The sequence below is a fragment of the Yoonia sp. genome (assembly GCF_014859355.1).
In the GTDB taxonomy this organism is placed as follows: domain Bacteria; phylum Pseudomonadota; class Alphaproteobacteria; order Rhodobacterales; family Rhodobacteraceae; genus Yoonia.
Window position 1 is genome coordinate 22,479 of the sequence record NZ_JACUUJ010000003.1, and the last position, 27,000, is coordinate 49,478.

Sequence of the window (27,000 nt, forward strand, 5' to 3'; positions counted from 1 at the left end):
GATGATCGGGCTGGAATTGACTCCGAGCCAGCTACAGCGTGGAAACCCCGCGCCGCTGGCAGAATATTTTTCCCGCAGCGGCGGGCAGGCAGTCGCCATTGGCGCGGCACCGGGGGGCGGGCTGTCGGTCTGGACAGAAATCGCGCCGCATGTTGCAGCCTGCCTGCGGCTTGACAATACCGTATCCGGCACGCGTCTGTCATGGCGTGAAACGCTGATCGCCACGTTGCGCAACATATATCCGGCAGGTGATCTGACGTTGACGGGCAGTTGGGTGCAAATGCAATCTTCTGGTTCTGGTCTTGCGGGCAGTTACACAGGCAATCGGGCGGTCAGCACCACATCGGCCCAAGCGCAGGCCAGTGTTTTGGTGGGACGCGACGCACCCTATGATCTGTGGGTGCATTACACCGGGCGCGTGGCGGGTGCCTATTGCCGGGTCGCGATTGACGGCACGCAGACCCTGGTGAATGAAATCGACGATCCCGCTGGCTTGGGTTTCAAGGCGTTTTCGACCCATAGCGCGATTGACCTGCACCGCCGTCGTTCTGTCAAGGTGGCCAGCGGTCTGACCGGCCAACACACTGTGACGTTGCAGCATGGCGGCGCCGCCCACCCTGGTGGCAGCACACTGATGATCGAAGCGGTGGCGATCAGTGGCAGCTTGTCAGACCCGCGCATTCTGCCGCCTGTTTGGCAAGCTGGTCATACCTACACGATCGGGGACGAGGTGCAGTATGGCGGGGTTTATTACGCGGCCCGTGCCACGGGGATTAGCGGCGCTCATCCACCCGCGCATACTGCCGGGGTCGGGTCGGACGGGGCGCTTGACTGGCGGGCCGATACGCGCAGCACCTACCCCCGTTTTGTGTGCATCGACTATCCGTCAGAACGTGAATATGCGATCCGCTGCGCTGTGGATGGTGTGACCACTGAAATTGGGGGCCAGACCCATGGCAACGAGGCGCTGCAAAATCGCAGCGTCATGCTGGATGGCGCGCCCTTTCTGGCCAGGACGACCGGCAACGGGTTGCGTGTCGGGGCGCATGTGACGATCACGGAAACGACCATTTGGCAAACCAGCAGCGGGCCGCTGGCGGATTGCACCCTGATCCGGCAGATAACCCCCGGCACCGTTGCACATGATGTGACAGTCACGGCAACAGGGCCGGTCGCCAGTGTAGATTGGCTCTATATCGGGATGGTCCCGATGGTGCGTTGGGATGGCAAAAGCGGCACGACGGTGTTTGATACTGTGGCAGTCGGTGATGCACCTGCGGTGATCTTGGCAGATTTTGCAGGGCAGACCCCGCCCAATATCATGCACCCCGCAGCCCGCAGTGTCGGGATGTCCGCCAGTTTGGACGACATTGTTCTGCGCTATGGTCTAAGCGCGGGTGCTTTGCCGATAACCGATAATTTAGTTAATCGAATCGACACCTTTTTACGCCCTAATCTGGAGGCCACGACAGAAGGTGGCAGCCTCGATTGGAAGGCCAAAGCCTATGTTACAGGTGGCGCGCCGGGGGGGCTGACATTTGGTGCGGGTGATGTGTTGGGTTTTTTCAGCCGGCATGTTTTCGGAACCATTTGACTGCCTGCCATTCTGTCCCGGCACCCGTTGGTGCTGGGGGCCCAAAACGGGATCAGGCAGCAGATGGGGCGTGAATGACGGCAAGGGTGTTGATTTGGCTGGTCGCATGCATTTTACCATGTGGTTTAGCCGCGCAAGGGGTGGCTTTGCGCTATAACACGTTCGGGGCATCGGGTTTGATCGACATGCCTGTCGCCAGTTCTGCCCCTGATGCAGAACTGGCGTTCACCCTGTCCAGCTTTGCCCGGCAAACCCGTAACACCTTGACTTTTCAAGCCAGCCCGCGGCTTTCGGCCAGTTTTCGCTATGCCGCGCTGCGCAAGATCATGGGGCAACACGGCGTGATCTATGATCGTATTCTGGATCGCAGCCTTGCGCTTCACTACCGGATTCTGGATGAAACGCGGCGCCGGCCGGCGGTGGCGGTTGGTGTGGCCGATTTCATTGGCACCGGAATCTATGGCGGGGAATATCTGGTTGCCACAAAAGCTTTGCGCCCCGATCTGGCGGTGACGCTGGGGGTTGGATGGGGGCGGTATGCGGGGGTGGGTGGCTTTGCCAACCCGTTGGGGCCTGCGTTTGCCGACCGGCCTGATCGCGTATTTGCACAGGGTGGCACCATCACACGTAATGCGTTTTTTCGCGGTGATGTCGCCTTTTTTGGCGGGGTTCAGTGGCAACCGACACCCAAGCTGGGGGTAACGCTGGAATATTCCTCTGATCGCTATCCCTACGAAGATCCGGCCGCATTTGTCAGGCGCACGCCGTTTAATTTCGGGTTGAATTATACCCTCCGGCCGGGGGTGCAGGTGGCGGCGCAGTATCTTTATGGTGCTGAATTCGGGGCACAGCTGACCTTTGCGCTGAACCCCACACGCCCGCCCCACGGCAGTGGATACGCGCGGGGGCCGGCCACGGTGCGCGCGGGCACACCGCTTGCCCGCGCTTTGGCGGCCGAAGGTCTGGTGCTGACGGGGGCGCAGGTGGTGGATGGGCGGATGGATATTGCCGTTCAAAACACCCGCTTTCCCGACAGTGCGCAGGCCATCGGGCGGGCGGCGCGGGTTCTGGCACAGATCGCGCCGAAAGGCATAGATGCCTTTGCCATCACGCTTGATGCGCCCGGGCTTCGGGGGCCGGCTGTCGTTTTGCAACGCAGTGATCTGGCCACGCTGGAGTTTGCGCCAAACGGAACGGCACAGATCGGGCAGCAGGCTGAATTTGCCACCGCCGCTGCCGGTTTTGATAACCGCTATCCGGTTTTCGACTGGAGCCTGCGGCCCTATATCACGCCCAATCTGTTTGACCCGGATGACCCGCTGCGCGCTGATGTCGGCATTGCACTGGATGCCCAATGGCAACTGGCCGCTGGTGTCATTGGCCGCGCAACGGTGCAGCAGCGGCTGGCAGGCAACCTTGACCAGACCGTGCGAAAGTCTGATTCTGCCTTGCCCCACGTGCGCAGCGATTTCGCGCTTTACGAGCGTGAAGGTAACGGCGACATCGCGCAACTGGCGCTGCATTGGTATGCGCAACCGCTTCGCGATGTTGCCACGCGGGTCTCGATCGGCCTTTTTGAGACGATGTATGGCGGCATGTCGAGCGAGGTTCTGTGGTATCCTGGCGGTCGCGATCTGGCATTTGGGATCGAATTGAACGCCCTGCGCCAGCGCGACTATGACGGTGGATTGGGCTTTCGTGATGATGCGATGACCAGCGGCCACGCCTCGATTTATTGGCAGGGCAAGGGGGGCTATTCGGCCCAGCTTGATGCGGGGCGTTACCTTGCCGGCGACTGGGGGGGCACGTTGACACTGGCGCGCCAGTTTCGCAACGGTTGGTCCTTGGGGGCCTTTGCCACGCTGACGGATGTGCCTTTTGAAACCTTTGGTGAAGGATCATTCGACAAGGGGATCGTGCTGACGGTGCCGCTTTCTTGGGTCAGCGGCCGGCCACGGCGGGATGCGCTGGCCACAACATTGCGCCCGGTCACCCGGGACGGCGGCGCGCGGGTGCAGGTTGATGGACGGCTATACCCGCTGACAGCGCCGTTGCGCGCCCGTGCAATCAACGACAGTTGGGGGATGTTCTGGCGATGAGGTGGCTTTTATTCTGTCTGCTTTTTGCGGCCTGCACCGCCCCGATCCCACCGGCAGCATTGCGTGCCCAATTGACGACAGACCAAATTGCCAGGTTGCAAGTGCCGATGCTGTTTGTCAGTGCGCCACAGATAAAGACGGCTGCCACGCTGATCCCTGTTCGGCAAAACGGGCCGGTGCGCATCTGGCAAACGCGCGATGGCGCGCAGATTGCCACGCGCGACGGGCTTGTCGTGGCCACCCATGGTCTGGGGTTTGATCTGGCAGCCTCTGATCTTGATGGGATTGCGGCTGCCATTGCGGGAGGGCCGGGGGAATACAAACGCACGCTCAGCCATATCATGGGGGATTTGCGCACATCGGTTCAGCCATATCGCTGCGTGCTTGCGCCTGACCGGTCAAAGCCGCAGAACCCCGCGATCACGGTTTTGCGCGAAGATTGCCGAGGCCCTGATCCCTTTCGCAACCTGTATCACATTGACGCAAAAGGCAGGCTATTTTGGTCGCAGCAATGGGTGTCGCCCAAGGTCGGTCACCTGGAAATCGAGGTGATCCGGCCCGATAAATAAGCAGGCCCTGCGTTCCAACGGATGAGACGCCACATGCATGGTGCTACGCCTGCCCTGCCACCTGTGCCAGAATGAGCCCCGTCATCGGTGCCCGCGCCGCGCGCAGAGCATCACACCCCATCAGCACCAGATGCGCCGGTGTCTTGTTCCACTGGACAGTATAAATCACGGCATCGGTTTGTTGCACCAAAAGCGCGACATCGGCAAAGGGCAGGACGGGCGGTGCATCCAGAATGATATGATCATATGTCTGGCGCAGGCCCGTCAACAGCGCAGCAAAGGCGGGTTTGGCCAAAAGATCTGCAGGGTTTTGCGCCGTTGGACGGGCTGCCAGCATATCAAACCCGTTGTGTGTATCGGGAAAAATCGCTTCTGCGACAGGGGTGTCACCTTGCAAGACGGCGGCCAGCCCCATCTGTGGTACCTGTTGAAAATACTGGTAAAAGCTGCTGTGACGCATGTCCGCCTCGATCAACAGAACCGATTTATCAAGCTTTGCCAGTGTATTGGCAAGAGCGATGGCATTTGTCGTCTTGCCTTCGCCATGCAGGGTTGACGTGAACATGATGACCTGTGGCACCTTGCCGTGATCCGCCAGAAAAAGCGCTGTGCGCAGGCTGCGGGATGCATCTGCCGCCGCGCTGTTGGGATTTTGTTGTAGCCAGTCCAGCACCTGCTTGCTGGTCCGGCCTGCGATCCGCGGGGTTTGGGCCATCACGGGCAGACCTGTGGCATGGTGCAGGGCTGCGGCGGTGCCAAAACCGCTGCGCAAAGCCCCCGCCAAAACCACAAGGCCGCCCCCCCCCAGCGCCCCCAGCAATCCCGCCGCAGCCAGTATCAACACCTTGCGCGGTGCCACATAGGTGCCGGGGCTGGCCGTGGCCAGAACGCGGCTGCCCGCTGTTTGCAACCCGCGCCGGGTGCTGGCCTGCTGGAGCCGCGCGAGAAAGGTTTCATAGGTGACGCGGGTTGCGTCGACCTCGCGGCGCAACTGGTCCAACTGGATCATCCCGGCAGAGCTTTCCGCCAGTTGCCGTTGCAGATTGGTTTGAAACTGTGACAGCGCGGCCACCTGACGGGTGTAGCGCGCAACGTCGGCTGACAAACTGTCATAGTATATCGTGCCAGTCTGCGCTGCGATCGGTTTCGCCCGTGTTGTGCGGTCAAGGGCTGTTTGTGCCCTGTCCAGTTCTGCCTGAGCAGCCGCTAGGCGCCGCGCGGCGTCAGTCGCCTGGCGGTCCAGCGCATCGAAAGTGGTTTGGTCCTTGACATGGGTTTGCGTGCGCAAATCATTTATCGCGGCTTCGCGCATTTCGAGCTGCCCGCGCAGTTCTGACACTTTGTCGGACAGCCACCGCAGTGTCATTTCGGTTTCAGCGCGTTTTCCGGCGACCTGATCAGCCAGATAAACATCAGCCAACGTATTGGCGATCTGCGCGGATTTTTCTGGCGTGCTGGTGATCGCAGTGATCTGGAAAACATAGGTGTCGCGCAGCGCTGTGGCGGTGACGGCTGCGCGCAGATTCTGCACGGTTTTTTCCTGCACCGCATGGCTGTCGGGGGTCACGTCAGATTGCCCGGTCAAAAAATTGCGCAACAGATTGCGCACCCCGATCAGCGACAGCGGTGGAATTGGTGTCAGGTAGCGGTTGAATTCAGGATCCGCCATCAAGTCGCGTGCGGCCACGACCTGCGTCAGCAGATGCTTCGACTGCAGAATAGCGACTTGCGTGTTGATGTGGGCAGGGTCTGTCCCCTGGTCTGAAAATATTTGCCCGATCTCTGTGTAGGGAACGCTCGATCTGTTGATTTCCAGCGTTGTCGTCGCGGCATAACGAGGCTGCGCCACCCTGAATGCATAAAAGCCCGCCGCCAGAACCGCCAAAAGCGTGCAGATCATGATGACATATTTGCCCAGCCATATGCGACGCAAAAGCCCGCTTATGTCCAATGGGGCTATTGGCTGGATATCGGCCACCCCAAACTGCTGAAATGCCGGATGCCCATTCTTGACTTGGTGAAACATTTTGCCTGCCTTCGCCGTTTAGCAAGCACTCAACCATAGGAAAGTTAACCTGAAATTAATTTTCATGAAGGACCAATGAACCAAGATTTAATTTGGTTAATCCTGCCCGGAGGTTGAAGTGAGCTTTATGCGCAGATGGCACGTGTCAGGGCTGGTCAAAGGGTTCGCGTGGTCGGCCTTCGTGTGGCGTCTTGGAATCGTGGGCGGGAACTTTGGCATCATGGTGGGGTTGGTCTGGTGGCTGGGATTGGCCGAATTTGGCAATCTGATGGTGCTTTGGGGGATGGCACTTGTTGCGGGCACGGTCATGTCTGTGGGTGCGCCGGTTCTTATCTTGCGGGTCATGACCGATGGCACGGGCCTTCGGGCCAGCGGCCTGATCCGGCTGATGTGCCTGTATCCGGTGGCACTGGCGGCGCTGGCGGGGGGGGTGTTGCATATGATCCTGCCAGGGCCCGCATGGGGGGCAATCCTGTTGACGGGACTGGCTTTCAATGCGTTGCAGTGCCTTGCCAGCGTTTTGCGCGCGCTGGGCAGTGTGCAAATGTCCATGGCACTGCGTGACGGCGTTCCGCAACTGGCGCTTGGGGCGGCGGCTTGTTTGACGGGCAAGGCCGTTGGCATCTTGATTGTGGCGGCCTGCGCCATGGGCGGGGTGGGCTTGCTTGTGCTGCTGGTGTGCCTTTTACACCCGGGCCTGCGCACCCGTTTGCGTGCCAGCGGCGACCGGGGCGCTGTGCGCGGCGGGCTGTGGGCCAATGCGGTGCTGGGGATGGCCACGGCCCAAATCGACATCGTGCTTGCTGGTGGCGTGCTGTCGGCCGACCAGATCGGGATCTATGCGCTGGTGCGCCGGATTGCCAATCTGGTGGCCCTACCGGTCAGCGTGGCGACGTGGGTCAGTGCCCCGCCGATCGCTGCGGCCTTCGGCGCCGGCGACCACGTGGCATTGCGCAGGGCAAGTGCTGTGGGAAGTCGCATTGCATTGTTGCCGGGGGGCGCGTTTTTTGCGGTGGCCCTGTTGGCCATGCCGCTGTGGCCCGGTCTGGCGGATGCGCGCCCGTTGGCGGTGATCCTGCTGAGCGGGGCACTTGTGCAGGTGGGGCTGGCATCCGGTTTCACGGTGGCAACGCTCTGTGGGTTGGAAAAAAGCGCGGTTCTTGCACGACTCGCGAGCCTTGGCGTGTATCTGGCCATCGCTTTTGGTGCGGGGGGGGCTGCGACAACCACGGGCAACGCGCTGGCCTATCTGGCGGGCATCATCGCGGGCGGCGCTTTGCTGTGGTGGCTGTTGTGGCTGCGGCTACAAATTGACACGTCTGCCTTCGCAGTGTGTGCGGGTCCAAGGGGGCAACGATGGAAAATGCCCTGATCATCGCGCTGGGCCTTGTCTGTGCGGCTGTGCCCTTTGCCCTGGGGCAGCGATACGGGCTGGTCCGGCTGGTGTCCCCGATGCATCTGCTGGGCTGGTTTTGCCTGTTCGGTTTCACAACAAAGGCCGTGGTCTATGCCATGGCGCCGCAGTTCGCGTTTTACCGTCGCTTTGTCGATAACCCCTGGGGTGATTTGCTGGGCGCGCTGTATCTGGCGCTGTTTATTCTGGCGATTTGTCTGGGGTATCGGCTGGCTTGTGCGCCGGTGCGCCAGCCCGACAATATACAAGCCGCGCGGATAATTGCCACGGGTATCGCGCGGCGCGGGTGGCTGTTCGGGCTGGCGTTCGGGGTTGCAGCGGCCACGGCGCTGATGATCCTGCGGGCACGCGGCGCGACACTCGATCTTGATTTGCTGGCGGGCGTCAACAGCGCGAAGCAGATCAACGTGGGTGCGAATGGCGTGGGCAGCACGCTGGCCGGGCTGAAAACCCTGTTTATTGTGCCCAAATGCGCCTTTGTTCTGCTGCTTGCGCATGGCGTCGCGGCGCGGGCGCGGCTGGCGCTGGTGCAAGCGGCGGCGCTGGCGGTGCTGCTGTTGGGGATCGCGCTGATCTCGGGCGACCGGTTTGAACTGGTGGAAATGCTGATCTATGCGCTGGCCACTTCTCTCATGCTGGGCGGGCGGATCAGCGGGCGCGCAGCGGTCTGGCTGGTGGGCGTAGGGGCAGTGATTGTCGCCCTGTCGGTCTATATGACCGAACTGCGGCTGGGGCAGGGGGGCGGTTTTGGCCTGTTGGCGTCACAGTTGGTTGGTTCGACCTATTTTCTGGATCTGAACGCGGCCATCATGATCACCGACCGGATGGAACCGGACCAGATGATGCTGGGGCAAAGCTATTTCTGGTGGCTTTTCGGCTGGGTGCCGCGCGCCATCTGGGTCGATAAACCCGCCGTTGATCTGGGCGTGTTTTTCAAGCGTGACCTGATGGGGGTTTACACCGGGGGCGGCTATAATGTCACCGGCCCGGGCGAGGCGTTCATCAATTTCGGATGGGGCGGGGTTGGCGTAGGCCTTGTGCTGGGCTGGCTTTACCGCAAGGGCGAGGCCGCGGTGCTGGCGGCGCGCGCCACGCTGCGCCATGGCGCGTTTCTGTTATATCCGCTGCTGTTTTACCCCTTTGTGCAGGCGACGCTGCAATCATCATTCAGTGCCTTCATTGTTCTGGCGGTTGCGCAGTTTGTCATGATTGCCGCGATGATCGCGATTTTTGTGCCGCGTTATGCGGTGAAGGCGCGGCTTTATCACAGGGGGGCGGCCGATGCTGCTTAAATCAATCGACGGTGCGGTGCGGATCGGGGGCGCTGTCTGGCGCAGGGTTGGCCTGTGGGCCGCAACGGTGCTGCACCGCGCCGTGCTGGCGCGTGTCGGGCCAGGGTGCCGGTTTCAGGCCGGTGTGCATTTTGCCGCCCCCAACGCGGTGCAGATCGGCGCAAACGGCTATTTCTGGCGCGGTTGCACGGCCCTGTCGGAACTGCCGGGGGGCCGTCTGTTGATTGGTGACGGGGTGCAGATCAACCGTGATGTGCATCTGGATATCACGGGCGGTTTGCAGATCGGTGACAGGGCGCTGATTTCCGAAGACGTCGTGATCTATACCCATGATCACGGGTTGGACCCGCGCAGCGCGCCCCTGCCAATTCCTAAGGTGATCGGCCCCGATGTCTGGATCGGGATGCGCGCGGTAATTCTGCCGCAGTGCCGCCGGATCGGGCAGGGTGCTGTGATCGCCGCCGGTGCCATCGTCACGCGCGATGTGCCCGCGGGGGCTATCGTTGCGGGCAACCCTGCGCGGGTCATCGGCCAGACCAACCGGCAGGAGGCCGCATGAACATCCTGCATGTCAGCCCCAGTTTTTACCCTGCGACTGCTTGGGGTGGGCCGATATTTTCAACCAAGACGATTTGCGACGGGATCGCCGCACGCCCCGATATGGCGTTGCGCGTGCTGACAACAGATGCCGCCAGCCCGACAGGGCCGGGCCGCGTGACCCCAGTGCCTTTGCCCTATCCGGTGCATTTTGCGCGCCGTGTCGCGGGGGGCAGTATCGCGCCGGGGCTGTTCGCGCGATTGCCGCAGGCCATCGCATGGGCCGATGTGGTGCATCTGACGGCAACCTACAGTTTCCCGACCTTGCCTGTGCTGGCGCTGGCGCGGATCATCGGGCGGCCTTTGGTGTGGTCGCCGCGCGGGGCGTTGCAGGCCACCCAGACATGGGATGCGGCCCCGCGCAAAGCCATGAAACGCAGGTTCGAAACGCTGGCGCAAATAATCCGACCCGATGCAACTGTTTTGCATGTCACAGCCCCGTCCGAGGCGCGTGACAGCGTGGCCCGCCTGACCGGCATTCAAACCGCCTGCATTCCCAACTGTGTGACGATCCCGGCGCTTATGCCACAGGTCAAAACGGGGGCTGCGCGGCTGATGTATATCGGGCGGCTGCACCCCAAAAAGGGGTTAGAGCGTTTGTTCGACGCGATGGCGGCCCTGCCCGACCGTGTGTGCCTTGATGTTTACGGCACCGGCGATGCGGCCTATCTGGCCGGTTTGCAGGCCCACGCTGTCGCATCCGCCGGTCGCATCCGTCTGCACGGCCATGTCGATGGTTTTGCGAAAACAGCAGCTTTTGCGCGCGCGGACCTTTGCGTTTTTCCCAGCTATTCGGAAAATTTCGGGATTGTCGTGGCCGAGGCGCTGGCCCATGGCGTGCCCGTCGTGACGACCACCGCAACCCCGTGGGCGGCGCTTGACAGCATGGGTTGCGGGCGCTGTGTCGATCTGGACCGCGTGTCACTGGCGCAAGCGATCACGGTAATGTTGCAAGACGATCTGACCGCGATGGGTGCGGCAGGGCGGGCATGGATGGCGCGTGATTTTTCCCCTGATGCGATGACCGATGCCTTTGCGGCGCTTTATCACAGGCTGGCGCAGGGACGCGCGGCGATGGTGCCCGCATGACGATGCAGCTGGATGTCAGCGCCAACCGCGCCGCCCGCAAATACAGCCGCCGCACGCAGGTCGCGCGCGTGCTTTGGGCGTTGTGCCTGCCGCTGTTCCGGTTCAGCCCGCGCCCGATGTGGGGCTGGCGCGCGTGGCTGTTGCGCCGGTTCGGGGCGCAGGTGGGGCGTGGGGCGCATCTGCATCCGACGGTGCGCATCCTGATGCCGTGGAACCTGTCAATCGGTGATCAGGTGACGGTCGGGGACAGCGCGATCCTTTATGCGTTGGGGGCGATCACGATCTGCGACAGGGCCACGGTGTCGCAATACGTGCACTTGTGCGCGGGCACCCATGACATCCGTGATCCGGCGCGGACCTTGTGCAAACCGCCCATCACCATCGGGCCGGATGCCTGGGTTTGTGCCGATGCCTTTGTCGGGCCGGGCGTGCGGATCGGCGCGGGGGCGATCCTGGGTGCGCGAGCGGTGGCGATGCGTGATCTGCCGCCGCGCAGTACCGGCGTTGGCAACCCGATGCAGATTATCATCGGAAAGGAAAAGCGATGAAAATTTCCGTGGTCACGGCTGTTTACAATGGTGGCGATACGCTGCCCCGCGCGGTGGACAGCCTGCGCCGCCAGACCCATGCGCATGTCGAACATGTGGTGCAGGATGGCGGGTCTACCGATGGCACGCTGGCTTGGCTGGCAGCAAACGGACACCACGGCATGGCGCTGGTGTCGGCCCCCGATGCAGGGATCTATGATGCGATCAACGCGGGCATTGCGCGGGCTTCGGGCGATGTCATCGGCCTGCTGCATGCTGATGACTTTCTGGCGGATAACGCCGTGCTGGCCCGTGTCGCTGCCGCACTGGCGGATCCAGCCATCGACGGGGTTTACGGTGATCTGCAATATGTCGCGCGCGATGACGATACCCGCGTGATCCGCCATTGGTCGGCGGGGGTTTACACGCCGCAGCGGCTGCGCCGTGGCTGGATGCCGCCGCACCCCACGCTTTACTTGCGCCGCAAGGTGTTTGAGCGCTGGGGGCTTTATGATACCAGCTATCGGATTGCGGGCGATTATGACGGGATGCTGCGCTGGCTGACCAAAGGGCAAGTGCGGCTGGCCTATATCCCGCATGTGATGGTGCGGATGCGGCTGGGGGGCGCCAGCAACCGGTCGCTGGCCCAGATGCTGCACAAAAGCCGCGAGGATTACCGCGCGATCCGCACCCATGGAGTTGGCGGTGTCGGCACGCTGGTGACCAAGAACCTGTCGAAATTGCCGCAGTTTATCGCGCGGGGTGCGGGGCTCAGGTTTTGACCGGGGCGCCGCCCGCAAATGTATTCACACCGTGATAGCCGATCGGGTCTTCCTGCATTTGCAGGTGAAGCCCGTCGTCTGTGTATGGGTGCGCGCGGGCCAGATCTTCGTCAACGTCGATCCCCAAACCGGGGCCTTGCGGCACGGACACATAGCCGTTTTCAACGGTGATGCTGTTTTTGATCAGTGCAAAATGATACGGGGTCTCAATTGTTTCGGCCATCAGGATGTTGGGGATTGACGCGGCAAGCTGGATATTCGCCGCCCATTCGATCGGGCCGGCGTAAAGATGCGGGGCGATCTGGGCGTTATATATTTCGGCAATGGCGGCGATCTTCTTGGTTTCCCAGATACCGCCTGATCGGCCCAGTGCCGGTTGCAGGATCGTCGCGGCACCTGATTGCAGGATGGGTGCAAATTCCGCCTTGGTTGTTATCCGTTCGCCCGTTGCCACGGGGATGCCCACAGCGTGGGCGACCTTGGCCATTTCGGTAAAGTTATCCGGCGGGATAGGTTCCTCATACCACAGCGGATCATAGGGCGCGATGGCGCGCCCCAGCCGGATCGCACCCCCCGTGCTGAATTGCCCGTGCGTGCCAAACAGCAGATCGGCCCGGTCGCCGATCGCATCGCGGATCGCCGCACAAAACGCGACCGACAGCGCGATATCAGGCCGTGACGGCATATGCCCACCGCGTATCGTGTAGGGTCCGGCGGGGTCGAATTTGACAGCCGTATATCCTTTTTCCACCATATCCACCGCCACCTCGGCGGCCATGTCGGGGCTGGACCAGAAGGCGGGCAGCGGATGGCTGGGGCGGGGATAAAGATAGGTATAGGCGCGGATGCGGTCGTTCATCCGCCCGCCGATCAGGGCATGCACGGGGCGGTCGCGGTCCTTGCCCAGAATATCCCAACAGGCGATTTCAAGACCCGACCATGCGCCCATCACGGTCAAATCGGGACGCTGAGTGAACCCCGATGAATAGACGCGGCGGAACATCAGTTCGATGTTTTCGGGGTTTTCACCCGCCATGTGCCGTTCGAACACATCCGTGATCACGGCTTTCATCGCCGCTGGCCCGACGGATGTGGCATAGCATTCGCCGTAACCCACCACGCCTGTGTCGGTCGTGACCTTGGAAATGATCCAATAGCGCCCACCCCAGCCGGGGGCAGGCGGGGCGGTGACGATGATATCTAGTTCAGCGAGCTTCATTGTCTGCCTTTCCGGGGGATGTCGCGGGCTGATCGGTAGGGTGCACCCTACGGCGCGGTTCTAATCAAACACGATGACATTGCGTTTTGCGCTGCCGGTCTTTGTATCGGCGATTGCTTCGTTGATCTGTTCCAGCGTCCAGCGGCCCGAGATCAGCTCGTCCAGTTTCAGCCGCCCTTGTTTATACAGATCAACCATCCACGGAATATCGCGTGCGATCACGACATCGCCCATCTTGGACCCGACCATGCCTTGCCCCGTCGCGGCCAGCATCACAGGTTCATAGGTGGACATCGCACCGGAATGGGGCATGCCGACCATGATCACCCGGCCACCGTTGGCCAGATATTGCGGTGCCTGATCATAGGCAGGGATCGCGCCAACGGTGACAAAGACCGCATCCGCCCCGCGCCCCATGGCCTGTTTGGCGGCGCGCCAAGGTTTTTCGGCGGTTGCCAGCACCCCGTCGGTTGCCCCGAATTCGCGCGCAATGGCCAGCTTTTCCTGCGACATGTCCACGGCCACGATCCGGCGCGCACCCGCGATCCGCGCGCCCTGAATGGCGTTCAGGCCAACGCCACCCGCACCAATCACAACCACATCCTGCCCCGCCCGCAAGCCAGCGGCATTCACCACTGCGCCAACGCCGGTGATCACGCCGCAGGCCAGCAGCGATGCGGCCTCCATCCCGATGCCTTCGGGCAGTTTGACGACCTGGCTTTGGTCGACGACGACCCGTTCGGCAAAGCCGCCGGTGTTCATCGCCTGATGCAATGCACCGCCATTTGCGGTGCGCAGCGGCCCGCTGGCCATATCGGTTTCGCAAGCAACGGGTTTGCCACTCGCACAAGACGGGCAAGTGCCGCAAGCGCGGATCAGGGTGACAACGACAGAATCACCAACCGCCACACCGCGCACGCCTTCGCCCACGGCGCTGACATGGCCTGCGGCCTCGTGGCCATAAACGGCTGGCAGCGTGCCGCCCCAGCCGCCGTCGATATAGGATATATCCGAATGACAGATCGCGCAGGCGCGCAAGCTTACCTCGACCTCGCCCATCCGGGGGGCGGCAAGGGTGATGGTTTCAATCTGCAAGGGCTGCCCGAAGGCGTGGCAAACGGCGGCTTTGATTTGTGGCATGGGCGGGCCTTTGGTCTGGTGTTGCTTTGCGCCACCGTGTGAAATTGGCCGGCGATGCGCAAGGGCGTTTTCGTCACGCAACGCGCGATTTTGTGCGCCGTGGGGTCTGCACAAAGACCAAGATGCAGCAGACGGTCAGGATCGCCGACAAAAGAAACGGCGCGCCGGGCATGTAGAACACCGTGCCGGGCGCGGTGAAATACCAGAACGTCTGGGTCACGATCAGTGGGGCCACAATGGTTGCCACCGCGTTGATGGATGTGACGGTGCCTTGCAATTCGCCCTGTTGGTCGTCCGCAGCGGTGCGCGACATGATCCCTTGCAAGGCAGGCCCGGCGATGGACCCAAGGGCGGTCAGCGGCGTCAGCGCCAGCGCGACCCAGCCATTGGTGACAAAGGCCAGCAGCACAAAGGCCACAACATCAATGCCCAGCCCCAGCACCACCGCACGACGTTCCCCGATCCTGTTCAGAATGGGCCGGATCAACAGCCCCTGCACAATCGCGATACCAATGCCGAACAGGCCCAGCGACAGCCCGATCATCCCCGGCCCCCAGCCAAAGCGTTCGGCCCCGAAATAGGCCCAGACGCCGGGATAGACAAAGAATGCAACGGTATAGACAAATGTGATCAGCATCAGGCGTTTCAGCCCCGGCAGCGCGCCGATATTGGCGAATGCCCCCAGCGGGTTGGCGCGGCGCCATTGAAACGGGCGGCGGATGCGGTCGGTCACGGTTTCGGGCAGGATGTAATAGCCGAACACCGCATTGGCCGCCGCCAGCGCCGCCGCCGCCCAGAACGGCGCCCGCGTGCCAGATTCTGCCAACGCCCCGCCGATCAGCGGCCCCAGCACAAAGCCCACGCCAAAGGCCGCACCGATCAGGCCGAAATTCGCGGCTTTTTCTGCGGGTTTGGAAATATCGGCCATATAGGCGGCGGATGTGGATTGCGTCGCCGCCGTGATCCCGCCGATGATACGCCCGATGATCAGCAGCCAGATCGTGTGGGCCAGCGCCATCAGCACGTAATCCAGCGCCATGATCACCAGCGACACGATCAGCACCGGGCGGCGGCCGTATCTGTCTGACAGGCTGCCAAGGGTCGGGCCGCACAAAAACTGCATTGCCGCAAAGATCGTGGCCAGTATCCCGCCCCAAACGGCGGCACGGGCCAGCCCCGCGCCTTCGACCTCTTGGATCAGGGCGGGCATCACGGGCATGATCAGACCAATGCCCATGGCATCAATCACAACGGTGATCAGGATGAACAGAACGGGCAGGCGGCTTTTCATGCGGTGCAGCGTTAAACCGTTCGGTTCACTTTGCAAACCCCGAGATGATCACCCTGCAATACGGATCAGATGCGCGGCCAGCCCGGCAGGGTCGGCCAGAAACGGCGAATGCGACGTGGGCATTTCGGTCACGGTTGCGGCGGGCCAGTCGGCGGTCATTGTCACCTGAAATTCCGGTGGAATGGTCCTGTCATCCAGACAGCGGATGTAGTGGCGCGGCAGGTCATGGGCGGGTGTCAGCGGCGTTTCCTGCGGCAGGATCGGCTGGGGGCACAGCTGTGCGACCGCCCAATCCGCGCGGTCGCGGGGCACATCGTGATAAAACTTTTCCGCTGCCCGTGACGGATCGACCGTGAATGTCACACGGTCCGCATCGACCACAATCGCATCCAGCAGGGGCTGTCTGGGGGCCATCCGGCGCATATCGGCCAGCGATTTGCCCGCCATCGGCACATAGGCGCACAGATAGATCAGTTTGCTGATCTTTTCGTGCGCAAGGTTGGCCGCCGCCGTAATCGGATAACCGGCCATGGAATGACCAACCAACACCACTGGCGTGTCAATCGCATCGACAATGGCGCGGGCGTAAAGGTCCAGCGTCACGTCACCGGGCGGGGTCGTGTCTGCGCCATGCGACGGCAGATCAATCGCGCGGGCCGTGTGACCCGCTGCCTGCAGATGTGGGATCACGTCATCCCAGCACCACGCCCCGTGGCATGATCCGTGGATAAGCAGGAAATCAGACATGGCCGGTATCTTTCAGAAACTGGTTCAGGATCGTGGCATAACCTGCGGGGTCTTCCGCACAGGGCAGGTGGCCTACGCGCGGGATCAGCCGAAACTGTGACCCGGGGATCAGATCGACGGTTTCGCGCACCAGATCAGGCGGGGTGGCGCCATCATCTGCCCCGGCTATGCCCAGCGTCGGCAGGCGCAACCCGCTGGTGGGGGTATAGAAATCGGTTCCAGCAATCGCCGCACAGGTGCCCGCATAGCCCTGCGCGGGGGTGGCAACCAACATATCCTGCCAAGGCGCCATCGCTGGCGTCCCATAGAAATCGCGGCCGAACCAGCGTTGCATGACGCCATCGGCCATCGCGGCCAGCCCTTTGGAGTTCACAGTGTCGATCCGGTCCTGCCACATCTGCGGGCTGCCGATCTTGGCGGCGGTGTTTGACAGCACCAACGCACGGATGATGTCGGGCCGTTTGATCGCCAGCCCCTGCGCCACCATCCCGCCCACCGACAGGCCCACAAACAACGCATCGCGCACATCCAGCGCATCGCAGATCGCCGCGGCGTCGCTGATCAGCTGGCCCATCGTATAGGGCGCATCCGGCACATCCGATTGCCCGTGCCCGCGCATGTCATAGCGCACGATGCGCAGGCCAGCGGGCAACAAGGGCACAACCCCATCCCACAAATGCAGGGTGGTCCCCAGCGAATTGGCGAACATGATGGTTGGCGCGGCGGGGTCGTCCACCCCATCGACACGCGCGTGCAACGCCACACCATCGCGGTTGATTTTCATCTGTGTTGCTCCTTCAGGCATTGGGGTCTCCCAGCACCATATGCGCCATGATCTGCCCGTGATCTGACGCCAGCTTGTTATAGGGCGCTTCGGGGTGAGAGGCATCGGTCAGGTGATCGTTGAAAACATTGAAATATTCCATCTCGCCGATCTTGCCGACGAAATCGGGATGAAAATGCCGCGACATCAGGATCTGGTCGATGCTTTCGAACACGCCGCCAAAGGTCGATGTATAAACCGCATCGCGCAAGGATTTGCGCACAAACAGCTTTTCTGCGGAATAGAGCCTGACCGCGCCGATTTTTTCCTGAATGGTCGCGTCTTCCTGATCGGAATAACGGTCGCGGTGGGTTTCGGCGTCATGCCGGCGCATCCATGCGTAATTCTTGAACGGGGCTTCGCCGGTAATGATTTCGGTTGAAACGGCGTTTTCGCTGTCGTTGAAATCGCCCAGCACCATCACCGGATGCCCTGACGCCAGTTCTTGCAGGATGGCGCGGCGCAGCACCCAGGCTTCGGCCATCCGGCGAAGACCGGCGCGCAGCGCCCCCAGCGCGCGCGTTTCTGCGTCATAGTTCACCAGATCGGCAGCCGGCGGATAGGCGGCGCCTTCGGGCTTGGGCAGTTCCCCCAGTTTCGATTTCAGGTGGCAGTTGAATACCGTCACGACGGCATCACCGACAGGCACGCGCGCTTTCAGAATGGGCCGGCTCAGCCGTTTGACGCGGTAATGCCCTCCGTCGCTGCCATCAATATCGCTAAACGGAATGATCAGCGGTTTGGCCAGATCCTGAATAACCTCGGGCGTTCCCTTGAAACCATAGCGCGACAGGATCGCGACACCGGGCCGCCGCTGCCCCGGTTCCCCGTCAAAGCTGTTGGGCGCAAAGGCCAACGCGGCCTCGGTATAAGGTTCATAGGCCAGTTTGCGGAAAATCGCCCTGCGGGCATATTCTTTGGATCGGTGCGGGATATTCGCAGCATTTGCAGCCATCCCCATTTCGTCGGTTTCGATCACCACGTCGCGCAGCGCCGCCTCAGAGAAAATTTCCTGAAAACCCACGATGTCGGCGTTCATCGTCAGTAACTGGTCTGCCAGCCACGCGCGTTTCCATGCGTATTCTTCGGGGGTGTATGCCTCGAACCGGTAATATTCCTGATCGGCCTCGATCAGGTTTTTCATGTTGAAACTGGCAATGGTGAATCGGGTCATGGCAAAGTGTCCAATGCTTGCTTGAAAACGTCAGGGTCCACATTCCCGCCCGTGGCAACCGCCACAACTGCATCGCCGCTGAAGGCATCTGCATGAAACAGGGCCGCCGCCAGCGCCACAGCACCGCCCGGTTCCAGCACGATTTTCAGACGGTCAAAGGCCAGCCCGACCGCGCGCAGGGCCTCGTTTTCTGTGACGACCACGCCGGGGCCGCAATGGGCCTGCATGATTGGAAAGGTCAGATCACCGGGTTGTGGTGTGATGATCGCATCGCACAGCGACCCTGATAGCCGGTCGTTGCGCAGGATTCGGCCCGCGGCCAGCGATCGCGTCACATCGTCGAACCCTTCGGGTTCAGCCGGACGCACGCGCATCCCCGGCGCATCCGCGGCCAGCGCCAACGCGATGCCCGATGTCAGCCCGCCACCCCCGCAGCATACGGTCACTTCCGCATCCGTGACGCCAAGTGCAGTCATGTCTTGGGCAATCTCCAGCCCGCAGGTGCCTTGGCCTGCGATCACCTGCGGTTCGTCAAAGGGTTTGATCAAGGTCAGCCCGCGTGCTTGTGACAGGCGGGCGCCAATCGCGTCGCGGTCCTCGGTGGCGCGATCATAAAGCACAACCTCGGCCCCCAAGGCGCGGGTATTGGCGATTTTCACAGCGGGCGCATCGGCGGGCATGATGATGACCGCAGGCGCGCCGTGGGTGCGTGCGGCCAATGCAACCCCCTGCGCATGGTTGCCGCTGGAAAAAGCAATCACGCCCGCCTTGCGCGCGGCATCAGACAGGCCCGACACAGCAGACCAGCCGCCGCGAAACTTGAACGACCCGGTGTGTTGCAGGCATTCGGCTTTGACGAAAACGCGCCGGCCCGCGATGTCGTCCAGAAACGGCGAGGTCAGGATCGGGGTGTGCCGCGCGTGGCCTGCCAACCGCTGCGCTGCGGCACGGATCATGTCGATGTTCATTGCATCTTCTCCAGCCATGCGTGCAGCGCGGCCAGTGCCTGTGGTTCATCCAGAAACGGGACATGCCCGCGCCCGGGCACATCCACCCGGATCATATCGGGGCGGCGGCGGGCCATTTCATCGGCGGTTTGCGTTGTCAGCAGGTCGGAATTCGCCCCGCGTATCAGCGCCACCGGCAGCCCGTCGAGCGCATCGAAAAGTGGCCACAGGTCTGGCGCGGGTTTATCCTGATTGGCCAGCATCGCATCGCGCAGTTGCGGATCATAGCGGATGCGCAGGCCATCGGGGGTTTGTGCGTAATGCGCACGCACCTCGGCCAGCCAGCGGTCCATTGGGACATCATCGAACCTTGTCCAATAGGTGTCGCGAAACGCAGCCGCGTCAGCATAGGTTTTCTGGGCCGGATTGCGCCCGACATAATCCATGATGATGTCCAGCCCCTGTTGCGAAATTTCCGGCCCGATGTCGTTCAGCGCGACGCCCAGCAGCCTGTCCTTGGCCGTTGCGGCCAGCATCATCGCAATCAGCCCGCCGCGTGATGTGCCAAGGATCGCGGCGCGCGTCAGTCCCAGATGATCCATCAGCGCCAGCACATCCGCCGCCTCTTGTGGGACGGTATAGGTCGCGGGATCGGCCCAGTCGGATTGCCCGCGCCCGCGATAATCGGGCCGGATCAGGCGCACCGGCAAATGCGGTGCCACATGGTCAAAATCCGCGCCGTTGCGCGTCAACCCGGCCAGCGCGATGACTGGCAGGCCGGTGCCTTGGTCGGTGTAATGCAGTGCAAGGCCGTCATGGCTTTGGTAGGTGGGCATCAGGCAAGCTCCGGTATTTTGGTCAGGTCGGGCAAGACGTGTTGCGGCGCGGCATAAAGCCTGTCCAAAGGTTCGCCCGCGCGGTTCACCCAGACGGTGTGAAACCCGTAACCGGCAGCCCCCGCTGCATCCCAGCCGTTGGACGATACGAACAGCACCTCGTTCCTGGCGCAGCCGAAATGCTGGCCGACCAGATCATAGACACGGGTGTGGGGCTTGAAAACGCCCACATCTTCAACCGACAAGACCTTATCCAGCAAATCGCCAATGCCTGCCGATTGCACAGCCGCATCCAGCATCGCGGGGCTGCCGTTGGACAAGATCGCCGTGTGCAACCCCCGGTCTTTCAGCGCGGCCAGCATCGCCGGCACCTCGGGGTAGGCGGCAAGTTCCCAGTAAAGTTCCAAAAGGCGGGTGCGGGTCGCGGGGGCGGTGACTTTGTTCGCCTCCAATGCCCAATCCAACCCGTCTTGCGTGACCTGCCAGAAATCACAATGCCGCCCGGCCACGGCGCGCAGCCACGTGTATTGCAGCTGTTTCAGCCGCCAGTCGCGCGCAATCGCGGGCCAGACAGTGGCGAGCGCAGGATGCTCTGGTTCCTTTGCTGCCTGGGCGGCGGCTGCACCCACATCGAACAGGGTGCCATAGGCATCGAAAACGCAGGTGGTGATTGGCATGATCTGGCCTTTTTTTGATTTTGGGGGCAGCTTGTCACGCCCAGCTTGCGGCGAAAAGGGGAAACCTGTTTGCAAACCGGTTTCACCTTCCCTAGCTTGCGCCATTCAATTGAAGCAAACGAAAGGCCAGACCAATGAGCGAGGCAAAATCAGGCGACACAGTTCGCATCAACTACACCGGCACCCTGAAAACCGGCGAGACATTCGACAGTTCTGACGGGCGCGACCCGCTGGAATTCGTTGTCGGTTCCGGCCAGATCATTCCCGGTCTTGACGCCGCGATCCCCGGCATGGCCGTGGGCGATACCAAAACCGTCGAAGTGCCCTGTGCGCTGGCTTATGGTGAAACCAACCCCGATGCGTGCCAGGCCGTGCCGCGCGCGGAAATCCCCGATCATATCCCGCTGGACCCCGGCACGCAGCTGCAAATGCAGACGCCCCAAGGGCAGGTGGTGCAGGTCGTCGTGGCTGAAGTGACGGATGAAGTGGTCACGCTTGATGCCAATCACCCGCTGGCGGGCAAGGATCTGGTGTTCGACATCGAAATTGTGGATATCAAGGCGGCATAAGATTGGTCGGGTGCGTGCTTGCACGCACCTGCCAAGCCTCGTGTCTTTACCCCAGATGTTCCGGTTGCGGCATGCCCAGAATGTGAAAACCGCCATCAACGCGAATAATTTCGCCCGTGGTGCAGGCCCCCGCATCCGAAGCAAGGTAAACCGCCGTGCCGCCCACCGCCTCTAACGTGGCATTCGACCCCAGTGGCGCGTTTGTGTCGGTGTGTTTATAGGTCTTGCGCGCGCCACCGATGGCCGCACCGGCCAATGTTTTCATCGGTCCGGGGCTGATGGCATTCACGCGAATCCCCTGTGGCCCTAAATCATTGGCCAGATAGCGCGTGGCACTTTCCAACGCGGCCTTGGCCACACCCATGACATTGTAAAACGGCGTGACGCGGTTTGACCCCTGATAGGTCAACGTCAGCAGCGTTCCACCATCTGGCATCATTTCAGACGCGCGCCGCGCCACGTCGATGAAGGAATAGCACGAAATCGTCAGCGAGTTCTGAAAATTGGCCCGGCTGGTCTTGATAAACCGCCCCGTCAGTTCGTTTTTGTCAGAAAATGCAATGGCGTGAACCACGAAATCAAGACTGCCCCAGCGTTCCCTAAGCAAGGCAAAGGCCGCATCCATGCTGGTATCGTCTGTCACATCGACATCAACCATAATGTCGGACCCGACAGATTGTGCCAGCGGTTCAAGCCGCTTGCCGAAAGCCTCGCCCTGATAGGTAAAGGCCAGCTCTGCGCCCGCGTCGGCCATGGCCTTGGCGATGCCCCAAGCGATGGACCGTTCGTTCGCCACGCCCATGACCAGACCGCGTTTGCCTTGCATTGAAAGTGTCATTTCATGAACCTTGAAACCGAGAAAGCAGCATGGACCCATTGGTCCCGCCAAAACCGAAAGAGTTTGTCATCACCGTATCAAGCCCGGCATTGTCCACGCGCACTGTCGCAATCTCGGACGGATCCAGCGCCGGGTCGAGCGTTTCGACATTGATGGATGGCGCGATGAAATCGTCACGCAACATCAACAGGCAATAAATCGCCTCTTGCGCGCCGGTAGCGCCTTGGCTGTGGCCGGTCATGGATTTGGTGGAACTGATCGGCGGCGTGCTGCCTTGGCCAAAGACGCGGCGCACGGCCTGCACTTCACCCACGTCACCCACGGGCGTCGATGTGCCGTGCGCGTTGATATAGCTGACCTTGCGACCCGCGGGCAGGGTTGCCAGCGCCAGCCGCATCGCGCGTTCGCCGCCTTCGCCGGAAGGGGCGACCATATCGTGCCCGTCGGATGTGGCGGCATAGCCTGTCACCTCGGCATAGATTTTCGCGCCTCGCGCCTGCGCATGTTCAAGGCTTTCCAGCACGATGATCCCGCCGCCGCCCGCGATGACAAACCCATCACGCCCCGAATCAAAGGCGCGTGATGCTTTTTCCGGCGTGTCGTTGTATTTGCTGGACATCGCACCCATCGCATCGAACAGGCACGACAGGGTCCAGTCCAGTTCTTCGCCACCGCCGGCGAACATCACGTCTTGCTTGCCCATCATGATCTGTTCGGCGGCATTGCCGATGCAATGCAGGCTGGTTGAACAGGCAGATGTGATGGAATAGTTGATGCCCTTGATCTTGTAGGCCGTGGACAAGTTGGCCGACACGGTGGACGACATGCATTTCGGCACCGCAAACGGCCCGATCCGCTTGGTCGCGCCGGTATCCTTGACCACATTATGCGCGGCGAACATGGCCGATGTTGACGGCCCGCCAGAGCCAGCGACCAACCCCGTGCGCGGGTGTGACACCACGCTTTCGTCCAGCCCGGCATCGGCAATCGCCTGCCCCATCGCGATATGGGCATAGGCCGCGCCGGGCCCCATAAAGCGCAGCGTGCGTTTGTCCACGTGATCGGCCACGTCGATTTTCAACGTGCCCGCAATCTGGCTGCGAAAGCCGTGTTCGGCCATTTCAGGGCTGGCAACAATGCCGGATTTCCCGGCTTTCAGGGCCTCTGTCACCTCGTCTGCATTGTTGCCAATGGGCGAGACGATCCCAAGACCGGTAACGACGACACGGCGCATTGGCGCTCTCCTTGTAGGTTTGGTTCAGCTTTCCGACAACGCAACCTTCATGTCGGTCACTTGGTAAATCACATCGCCGTCGGCCTCTACAATCCCGTTGGCGACGCCCATGGTCAAGCGGCGCGTTTGCACTGCCTTGGTGAAATCGACCCGATAGGTCAGCATTTTACGATCAGGCCGCACCATGCCGGTCAGCTTGACCTCGCCCACGCCCAAGGCATACCCGCGCCCCTTCCAGCCGCGCCAGCCAAGGTTGAAGCCGGTCAACTGCCACAACCCATCCAGGCCCAGACAACCGGGCATGATCGGGTTGCCGGGGAAATGGCAATCGAAAAACCACAGATCGGGGGTGATATCAAATTCTGCGACAACATGCCCTTTTCCATGCGCGCCACCATCGCCCGAAATATCGGTAATTCGGTCCATCATCAGCATGGGCGGCGCGGGCAGTTGCGCATTTCCGGGGCCAAACAGCTCTCCTTGGGCGCATTTCAGCAAGGCGTCTTTATCAAAACTGGTAGGTAATTGCGCCATAAAGGGGTCTCATTTCTTGCCTGATGCTTTATATGACGTCTAGCACCACGGGCTTTGCAAGGGCAAGTCTATGCTGGTTTTCCATGTTTTCATTTGATCCCGGGCGTTTCCTGCCATATTAAGTCTTGGATTGAGTAAAAGAGATCCGATGACCGAACATGCAACAGAACGGAGTGCAAGCTGGCTGGCCGGTGCCGGGCTTCGCCCGACCCGGCAGCGCCTGACGCTTGCCAGCCTTCTTGTGGGCGACGGGCAAAACCGCCATGTCACCGCCGAAAGCCTGTTCGACGCTGCGTCCAACGCGGGTGAAAAAGTGTCGCTGGCGACGGTCTATAACACGCTGCGCGCTTTTTGTGATGCCGGGTTGATGCGGGAAATCACTGTTGATGGCTCAAAAAGCTATTTTGATACCAATATCACAGATCACCCGCATTTTTATTGGGAAGATACCGCCCGCCTGACCGATGCGCCCGCCGAGGAACTGGAAATTCGCCGCTTGCCTCATGTGCCTGATGGCGCTGAAATCACATCGGTTGATGTGGTGATCCGGTTGCGCCGGACCTGATCCTGCGGCATCAAAACCACTGCCCCGGTTCCATCATCCCCAGATCCAGCAGTTGGGATGAATGCCATGTAAAGGGGGCGCTGCCCGGCCAGACAAAGCTATCGATTGCATCCCGACTGCCGGGGTTGTGCCGCAATGCCTTTGCCGTGCGGAACGAACAGACCGCTGCGGTGGGGCTATGGTGCCATGGGCAGGCGTAGGTATTGTATTCAGGATCGTTGAATAAACGGTCCGTCCCCATTTCCAGGCCCGGATATGCGCGAAACAAAGCCGGTCGGTCGATCCTGCGCCGATCCCAAGGCACATGTTCTTCGAACCGCCAGCGAAGGCCGCCATAAACATCGACCTGACGCTCTGGTCGGGCGCCTGTCGCATCATGACGTGCCAATGCATAATAGCCTGCCTGATCAAGCCATGCAGCATCGCGCGCAACGCCATTGGGCGCCTCGTTCAGATTAGATGCATATAGATCAATTACATAGCATAAAATACTGTTGCGCCGCTCTTCCATGGCGAAATTTGTCAGATCGGCGATACTGCGGTCTTCGCAAAACGGAAAATACAGGTATTCCGCGTTAAAGCTGAAATATATCCACGCGCCCGGCGCGGCCTTGATGACGGCATTCACGATCCGTTCGGGTGCGTCCGCACCGATGACGTCATAATCGACGCGATGCACGGTATCGTCAAGCGCGGGCAGGGTCATGTCGGCGGGACAAAATGCGATGATCTGTGCGAAGCCGAGGGTCTTGTGATGCGCAATGGTGCTTGCGACCTCGATCGCGTCCTCGATCAGGATCAGCGCGATTGGCCCCTTGGCAAGGTGTTGGCGGCGATCAGCGAACAGGGCGGGCAGGTCTGGGTAATGCATCGGTGTCCATGGGCCTGAAGATGCGCTGCAAAATCGGCCAAATTGCCCCGCATTGCAAGCCCGCGCGCATCCCGTTAGAAAGGCGCGATCCGTCACATCCGCAAAGAGTCCGCCCATGTCCGCGCCCAAAAAGCTTTATATCAAGACCTACGGCTGCCAGATGAACGTCTATGACAGCGAACGCATGGCCGAGGCGCTGGGCGGCAAGGGCTATGTCCAGACCGATACGCCCGATGACGCCGATATGATCCTGCTGAATACCTGCCACATCCGCGAAAAGGCGGCGGAAAAGGTTTATTCAGAACTGGGCCGGTTCAAAGGGCTGAAGGCGGACAACCCCGACCTGAAAATTGGCGTGGCAGGCTGTGTTGCACAGGCCGAAGGGGCGGAAATCATGCGCCGCCAGCCACTGGTTGATCTGGTCGTCGGCCCGCAAAGCTATCACCGCCTGCCCGCGATGGATGATGTGGTGCAGACGGGGGCCAAGGCGCTGGACACCGATTTCCCCGAGGATGACAAATTCGACACGCTGAAAACGCGGTCAAAGGCCAAGCGCGGGCCAACAGCGTTTCTGACCGTGCAGGAAGGTTGTGACAAGTTCTGCGCCTTCTGCGTGGTGCCGTATACCCGCGGGGCAGAGGTATCGCGCCCCGCTGACCGGATCATCCGCGAGGCGCATGAATTGGTCGATGCAGGGGTGCGCGAAATTACCCTGCTGGGCCAGAACGTGAACGCTTATCACGGGCATGAACAGGGGCTTGCGGGCCTGATCTGGGAACTGGACAAGATCGACGGGCTGGCCCGCATCCGTTTCACCACCAGCCATCCCAATGACATGGATCAGGCGTTGATCGACGCCCATGGCACCTGCGAAAAACTGATGCCATATCTGCATTTGCCGGTGCAGTCGGGGTCTGACCGGATTCTGAAGGCGATGAACCGCAAACACACGGCCGCAGGTTATCTGCGCCTGATCGAACGAATTCGTGCCGCGCGCCCCGATCTTTTGCTGTCGGGGGATTTCATCGTGGGTTTCCCCGGCGAGACCGAACAGGATTTCGAAGACACGCTGCAACTGGTCCGCGATGTGCATTACGGGCAGGCCTATTCGTTCAAATATTCCACCCGCCCCGGCACCCCGGCAGCAGAAAAGCCGCAACTGCCCGAGGATGTGATGAACGACCGCTTGCAACGCTTGCAGACGCTTTTGCGCGAACAGCAACATGCAACGCAGGCCAGTATGGTGGGGCGCGAAGTCAAGGTCTTGTTTGAAAAGGCGGGCCGCGAGGCGGGCCAGATGATCGGCAAATCCGAATATCTGCATGCTGTCTATGCCGATGCCCCGCCAGAGGTGCTGGGGCAGGTGCGGCGCGTGAAAATTCTGCAAGACAGCCCCAATTCGCTGAAGGGCGAACTGATCGGGTAGGGTGGGTGCAAATCGACCTTATGTGACACTTCGTGCCGCATCGCGGGCTTTGTGATGTCAAATACGTGACATTTGCTCCGCAGTCCTTGCGCCGCTTGCCGTGACTTGCCACCTTAAGAC

26 protein-coding genes are annotated in these 27,000 nt (G+C 61.3%); 12 read left to right on the plus strand and 14 right to left on the minus strand.

Going from position 1 to position 27,000, the window contains the following annotated elements; translation table 11 throughout:
• The first annotated feature begins 1 nt into the window (after position 1).
• The 3 genes from IBX59_RS02210 to IBX59_RS02220 all read left to right on the plus strand — a co-directional run bounded on the left by IBX59_RS02210 (position 2) and on the right by IBX59_RS02220 (position 4,262).
• Positions 2 to 1,594: a hypothetical protein gene (locus IBX59_RS02210; RefSeq protein ID WP_296371946.1), complete on the plus strand. Its 1,593-nt coding sequence runs from the start codon at positions 2 to 4 to the stop codon at positions 1,592 to 1,594.
• Between the two features lie 146 nt (positions 1,595 to 1,740).
• Positions 1,741 to 3,693 carry a YjbH domain-containing protein gene (locus tag IBX59_RS02215; protein ID WP_296371948.1) on the plus strand — a complete coding sequence of 651 codons (1,953 nt, stop codon included), beginning with the start codon at positions 1,741 to 1,743 and terminating at the stop codon, positions 3,691 to 3,693.
• Positions 3,694 to 3,764: 71 nt separating this feature from the next.
• Positions 3,765 to 4,262 carry a YjbF family lipoprotein gene (locus IBX59_RS02220; protein WP_296371950.1) on the plus strand — a complete coding sequence of 166 codons (498 nt, stop codon included), beginning with the start codon at positions 3,765 to 3,767 and terminating at the stop codon, positions 4,260 to 4,262.
• A 43-nt stretch (positions 4,263 to 4,305) separates the two neighbouring features.
• Here the strand turns inward: IBX59_RS02220 and IBX59_RS02225 are convergent, their stop codons facing one another.
• Positions 4,306 to 6,288: a polysaccharide biosynthesis tyrosine autokinase gene (locus tag IBX59_RS02225; protein WP_296371952.1), complete on the minus strand. Its 1,983-nt coding sequence runs from the start codon at positions 6,286 to 6,288 to the stop codon at positions 4,306 to 4,308.
• A 127-nt stretch (positions 6,289 to 6,415) separates the two neighbouring features.
• Here IBX59_RS02225 and IBX59_RS02230 point away from each other — a divergent pair, with 127 nt between their 5' ends.
• The 6 genes from IBX59_RS02230 to IBX59_RS02255 are packed head-to-tail and all read left to right on the plus strand — an operon-like array spanning position 6,416 to position 11,989.
• Positions 6,416 to 7,660: a hypothetical protein gene (locus IBX59_RS02230; RefSeq protein WP_296371954.1), complete on the plus strand. Its 1,245-nt coding sequence runs from the start codon at positions 6,416 to 6,418 to the stop codon at positions 7,658 to 7,660.
• Positions 7,645 to 8,994, plus strand: a complete 1,350-nt coding sequence (locus tag IBX59_RS02235; RefSeq protein ID WP_296371956.1) for an oligosaccharide repeat unit polymerase — start codon at positions 7,645 to 7,647, stop codon at positions 8,992 to 8,994. Before IBX59_RS02230 ends, IBX59_RS02235 begins: the two co-directional genes overlap by 16 nt.
• Positions 8,984 to 9,553, plus strand: coding sequence for an acyltransferase (locus tag IBX59_RS02240; protein WP_296371958.1), 570 nt, complete (start codon positions 8,984 to 8,986; stop codon positions 9,551 to 9,553). The genes IBX59_RS02235 and IBX59_RS02240 overlap by 11 nt, the downstream gene beginning before the upstream one ends.
• Positions 9,550 to 10,680, plus strand: coding sequence for a glycosyltransferase (locus tag IBX59_RS02245; protein WP_296371960.1), 1,131 nt, complete (start codon positions 9,550 to 9,552; stop codon positions 10,678 to 10,680). The genes IBX59_RS02240 and IBX59_RS02245 overlap by 4 nt, the downstream gene beginning before the upstream one ends.
• Entirely contained in the window at positions 10,677 to 11,228 is a 552-nt protein-coding gene (locus tag IBX59_RS02250; protein ID WP_296371962.1) for an acetyltransferase, read from the plus strand. Before IBX59_RS02245 ends, IBX59_RS02250 begins: the two co-directional genes overlap by 4 nt.
• Entirely contained in the window at positions 11,225 to 11,989 is a 765-nt protein-coding gene (locus tag IBX59_RS02255) for a glycosyltransferase family 2 protein (protein ID WP_296371966.1), read from the plus strand. The genes IBX59_RS02250 and IBX59_RS02255 overlap by 4 nt, the downstream gene beginning before the upstream one ends.
• Here IBX59_RS02255 and IBX59_RS02260 read toward each other — a convergent pair.
• The 9 genes from IBX59_RS02260 to IBX59_RS02300 all read right to left on the minus strand — a co-directional run bounded on the left by IBX59_RS02260 (position 11,979) and on the right by IBX59_RS02300 (position 20,843).
• Complete coding sequence (locus tag IBX59_RS02260; protein ID WP_296371968.1) at positions 11,979 to 13,208, minus strand: mandelate racemase/muconate lactonizing enzyme family protein; 1,230 nt, start codon at positions 13,206 to 13,208, stop codon at positions 11,979 to 11,981. The two genes, IBX59_RS02255 and IBX59_RS02260, sit on opposite strands and share 11 nt — an antisense overlap.
• Positions 13,209 to 13,268: 60 nt before the next feature.
• A complete protein-coding gene (locus IBX59_RS02265) occupies positions 13,269 to 14,348 on the minus strand; it encodes a Zn-dependent alcohol dehydrogenase (protein WP_296371970.1) in 1,080 nt (359 codons plus the stop codon).
• 73 nt (positions 14,349 to 14,421) lie between these two features.
• Positions 14,422 to 15,639, minus strand: a complete 1,218-nt coding sequence (locus IBX59_RS02270) for a TCR/Tet family MFS transporter (RefSeq protein ID WP_296371972.1) — start codon at positions 15,637 to 15,639, stop codon at positions 14,422 to 14,424.
• A gap of 48 nt (positions 15,640 to 15,687) precedes the next feature.
• Positions 15,688 to 16,386, minus strand: coding sequence for an alpha/beta fold hydrolase (locus IBX59_RS02275; protein WP_296371974.1), 699 nt, complete (start codon positions 16,384 to 16,386; stop codon positions 15,688 to 15,690).
• Positions 16,379 to 17,170, minus strand: coding sequence for a 3-oxoadipate enol-lactonase (gene pcaD / locus IBX59_RS02280; protein WP_296371977.1), 792 nt, complete (start codon positions 17,168 to 17,170; stop codon positions 16,379 to 16,381). The genes IBX59_RS02275 and pcaD overlap by 8 nt, the downstream gene beginning before the upstream one ends.
• Positions 17,171 to 17,183: 13 nt before the next feature.
• Positions 17,184 to 18,383 (minus strand): endonuclease/exonuclease/phosphatase family protein, encoded by a 1,200-nt coding sequence (locus tag IBX59_RS02285; protein ID WP_296371978.1) that lies wholly within the window; start codon positions 18,381 to 18,383, stop codon positions 17,184 to 17,186.
• Positions 18,380 to 19,351, minus strand: coding sequence for a threonine/serine dehydratase (locus IBX59_RS02290; RefSeq protein ID WP_296371980.1), 972 nt, complete (start codon positions 19,349 to 19,351; stop codon positions 18,380 to 18,382). The genes IBX59_RS02285 and IBX59_RS02290 overlap by 4 nt, the downstream gene beginning before the upstream one ends.
• Positions 19,348 to 20,166 carry an alpha/beta hydrolase gene (locus IBX59_RS02295; protein WP_296371982.1) on the minus strand — a complete coding sequence of 273 codons (819 nt, stop codon included), beginning with the start codon at positions 20,164 to 20,166 and terminating at the stop codon, positions 19,348 to 19,350. The genes IBX59_RS02290 and IBX59_RS02295 overlap by 4 nt, the downstream gene beginning before the upstream one ends.
• Positions 20,166 to 20,843 (minus strand): haloacid dehalogenase type II, encoded by a 678-nt coding sequence (locus tag IBX59_RS02300; protein ID WP_296371984.1) that lies wholly within the window; start codon positions 20,841 to 20,843, stop codon positions 20,166 to 20,168. The genes IBX59_RS02295 and IBX59_RS02300 overlap by 1 nt, the downstream gene beginning before the upstream one ends.
• A gap of 134 nt (positions 20,844 to 20,977) precedes the next feature.
• Here IBX59_RS02300 and IBX59_RS02305 point away from each other — a divergent pair, with 134 nt between their 5' ends.
• Positions 20,978 to 21,412 (plus strand): peptidylprolyl isomerase, encoded by a 435-nt coding sequence (locus IBX59_RS02305; protein ID WP_296371986.1) that lies wholly within the window; start codon positions 20,978 to 20,980, stop codon positions 21,410 to 21,412.
• 46 nt (positions 21,413 to 21,458) lie between these two features.
• Here IBX59_RS02305 and IBX59_RS02310 read toward each other — a convergent pair whose 3' ends face one another.
• The 3 genes from IBX59_RS02310 to fabA are packed head-to-tail and all read right to left on the minus strand — an operon-like array spanning position 21,459 to position 24,018.
• The gene (locus IBX59_RS02310; protein WP_296371987.1) at positions 21,459 to 22,250 is read right to left on the minus strand and encodes an enoyl-ACP reductase; all 792 of its coding nucleotides are present in this window, start codon (positions 22,248 to 22,250) and stop codon (positions 21,459 to 21,461) included.
• 1 nt (position 22,251) lies between these two features.
• The gene (gene fabB, locus IBX59_RS02315; protein WP_296371989.1) at positions 22,252 to 23,484 is read right to left on the minus strand and encodes a beta-ketoacyl-ACP synthase I; all 1,233 of its coding nucleotides are present in this window, start codon (positions 23,482 to 23,484) and stop codon (positions 22,252 to 22,254) included.
• Positions 23,485 to 23,508: 24 nt separating this feature from the next.
• A complete protein-coding gene (gene fabA / locus IBX59_RS02320; protein WP_296371991.1) occupies positions 23,509 to 24,018 on the minus strand; it encodes a bifunctional 3-hydroxydecanoyl-ACP dehydratase/trans-2-decenoyl-ACP isomerase in 510 nt (169 codons plus the stop codon).
• 148 nt (positions 24,019 to 24,166) lie between these two features.
• Here fabA and irrA point away from each other — a divergent pair, with 148 nt between their 5' ends.
• Complete coding sequence (irrA, locus tag IBX59_RS02325; protein ID WP_296371992.1) at positions 24,167 to 24,583, plus strand: iron response transcriptional regulator IrrA; 417 nt, start codon at positions 24,167 to 24,169, stop codon at positions 24,581 to 24,583.
• A 10-nt stretch (positions 24,584 to 24,593) separates the two neighbouring features.
• Here the strand turns inward: irrA and IBX59_RS02330 are convergent, their stop codons facing one another.
• The gene (locus IBX59_RS02330) at positions 24,594 to 25,454 is read right to left on the minus strand and encodes a hypothetical protein (RefSeq protein WP_296371994.1); all 861 of its coding nucleotides are present in this window, start codon (positions 25,452 to 25,454) and stop codon (positions 24,594 to 24,596) included.
• A 115-nt stretch (positions 25,455 to 25,569) separates the two neighbouring features.
• Here IBX59_RS02330 and miaB point away from each other — a divergent pair, with 115 nt between their 5' ends.
• A complete protein-coding gene (gene miaB, locus IBX59_RS02335) occupies positions 25,570 to 26,880 on the plus strand; it encodes a tRNA (N6-isopentenyl adenosine(37)-C2)-methylthiotransferase MiaB (protein ID WP_296371996.1) in 1,311 nt (436 codons plus the stop codon).
• The last annotated feature ends 120 nt before the right edge of the window (positions 26,881 to 27,000 follow it).

Bases quoted from the DNA above. Each gene is read 5' to 3' on its own strand.
- IBX59_RS02290 (WP_296371980.1), bottom strand. From the start codon at position 19,351: ATGAACATCGACATGATCCGTGCCGCAGCGCAGCGGTTGGCAGGCCAC.
- IBX59_RS02240 (WP_296371958.1), top strand. From the start codon at position 8,984: ATGCTGCTTAAATCAATCGACGGTGCGGTGCGGATCGGGGGCGCTGTC.
- IBX59_RS02305 (WP_296371986.1), top strand. From the start codon at position 20,978: ATGAGCGAGGCAAAATCAGGCGACACAGTTCGCATCAACTACACCGGC.
- IBX59_RS02225 (WP_296371952.1), bottom strand. From the start codon at position 6,288: ATGTTTCACCAAGTCAAGAATGGGCATCCGGCATTTCAGCAGTTTGGG.
- IBX59_RS02275 (WP_296371974.1), bottom strand. From the start codon at position 16,386: ATGTCTGATTTCCTGCTTATCCACGGATCATGCCACGGGGCGTGGTGC.
- IBX59_RS02260 (WP_296371968.1), bottom strand. From the start codon at position 13,208: ATGAAGCTCGCTGAACTAGATATCATCGTCACCGCCCCGCCTGCCCCC.
- IBX59_RS02330 (WP_296371994.1), bottom strand. From the start codon at position 25,454: ATGCATTACCCAGACCTGCCCGCCCTGTTCGCTGATCGCCGCCAACAC.
- IBX59_RS02245 (WP_296371960.1), top strand. From the start codon at position 9,550: ATGAACATCCTGCATGTCAGCCCCAGTTTTTACCCTGCGACTGCTTGG.
- IBX59_RS02300 (WP_296371984.1), bottom strand. From the start codon at position 20,843: ATGCCAATCACCACCTGCGTTTTCGATGCCTATGGCACCCTGTTCGAT.
- fabA (WP_296371991.1), bottom strand. From the start codon at position 24,018: ATGGCGCAATTACCTACCAGTTTTGATAAAGACGCCTTGCTGAAATGC.
- IBX59_RS02295 (WP_296371982.1), bottom strand. From the start codon at position 20,166: ATGCCCACCTACCAAAGCCATGACGGCCTTGCACTGCATTACACCGAC.
- IBX59_RS02270 (WP_296371972.1), bottom strand. From the start codon at position 15,639: ATGAAAAGCCGCCTGCCCGTTCTGTTCATCCTGATCACCGTTGTGATT.
- IBX59_RS02250 (WP_296371962.1), top strand. From the start codon at position 10,677: ATGACGATGCAGCTGGATGTCAGCGCCAACCGCGCCGCCCGCAAATAC.
- irrA (WP_296371992.1), top strand. From the start codon at position 24,167: ATGACCGAACATGCAACAGAACGGAGTGCAAGCTGGCTGGCCGGTGCC.
- fabB (WP_296371989.1), bottom strand. From the start codon at position 23,484: ATGCGCCGTGTCGTCGTTACCGGTCTTGGGATCGTCTCGCCCATTGGC.
- IBX59_RS02210 (WP_296371946.1), top strand. From the start codon at position 2: ATGATCGGGCTGGAATTGACTCCGAGCCAGCTACAGCGTGGAAACCCC.
- miaB (WP_296371996.1), top strand. From the start codon at position 25,570: ATGTCCGCGCCCAAAAAGCTTTATATCAAGACCTACGGCTGCCAGATG.
- IBX59_RS02265 (WP_296371970.1), bottom strand. From the start codon at position 14,348: ATGCCACAAATCAAAGCCGCCGTTTGCCACGCCTTCGGGCAGCCCTTG.
- IBX59_RS02235 (WP_296371956.1), top strand. From the start codon at position 7,645: ATGGAAAATGCCCTGATCATCGCGCTGGGCCTTGTCTGTGCGGCTGTG.
- IBX59_RS02285 (WP_296371978.1), bottom strand. From the start codon at position 18,383: ATGACCCGATTCACCATTGCCAGTTTCAACATGAAAAACCTGATCGAG.
- IBX59_RS02230 (WP_296371954.1), top strand. From the start codon at position 6,416: ATGCGCAGATGGCACGTGTCAGGGCTGGTCAAAGGGTTCGCGTGGTCG.
- pcaD (WP_296371977.1), bottom strand. From the start codon at position 17,170: ATGAAAATCAACCGCGATGGTGTGGCGTTGCACGCGCGTGTCGATGGG.
- IBX59_RS02255 (WP_296371966.1), top strand. From the start codon at position 11,225: ATGAAAATTTCCGTGGTCACGGCTGTTTACAATGGTGGCGATACGCTG.
- IBX59_RS02310 (WP_296371987.1), bottom strand. From the start codon at position 22,250: ATGACACTTTCAATGCAAGGCAAACGCGGTCTGGTCATGGGCGTGGCG.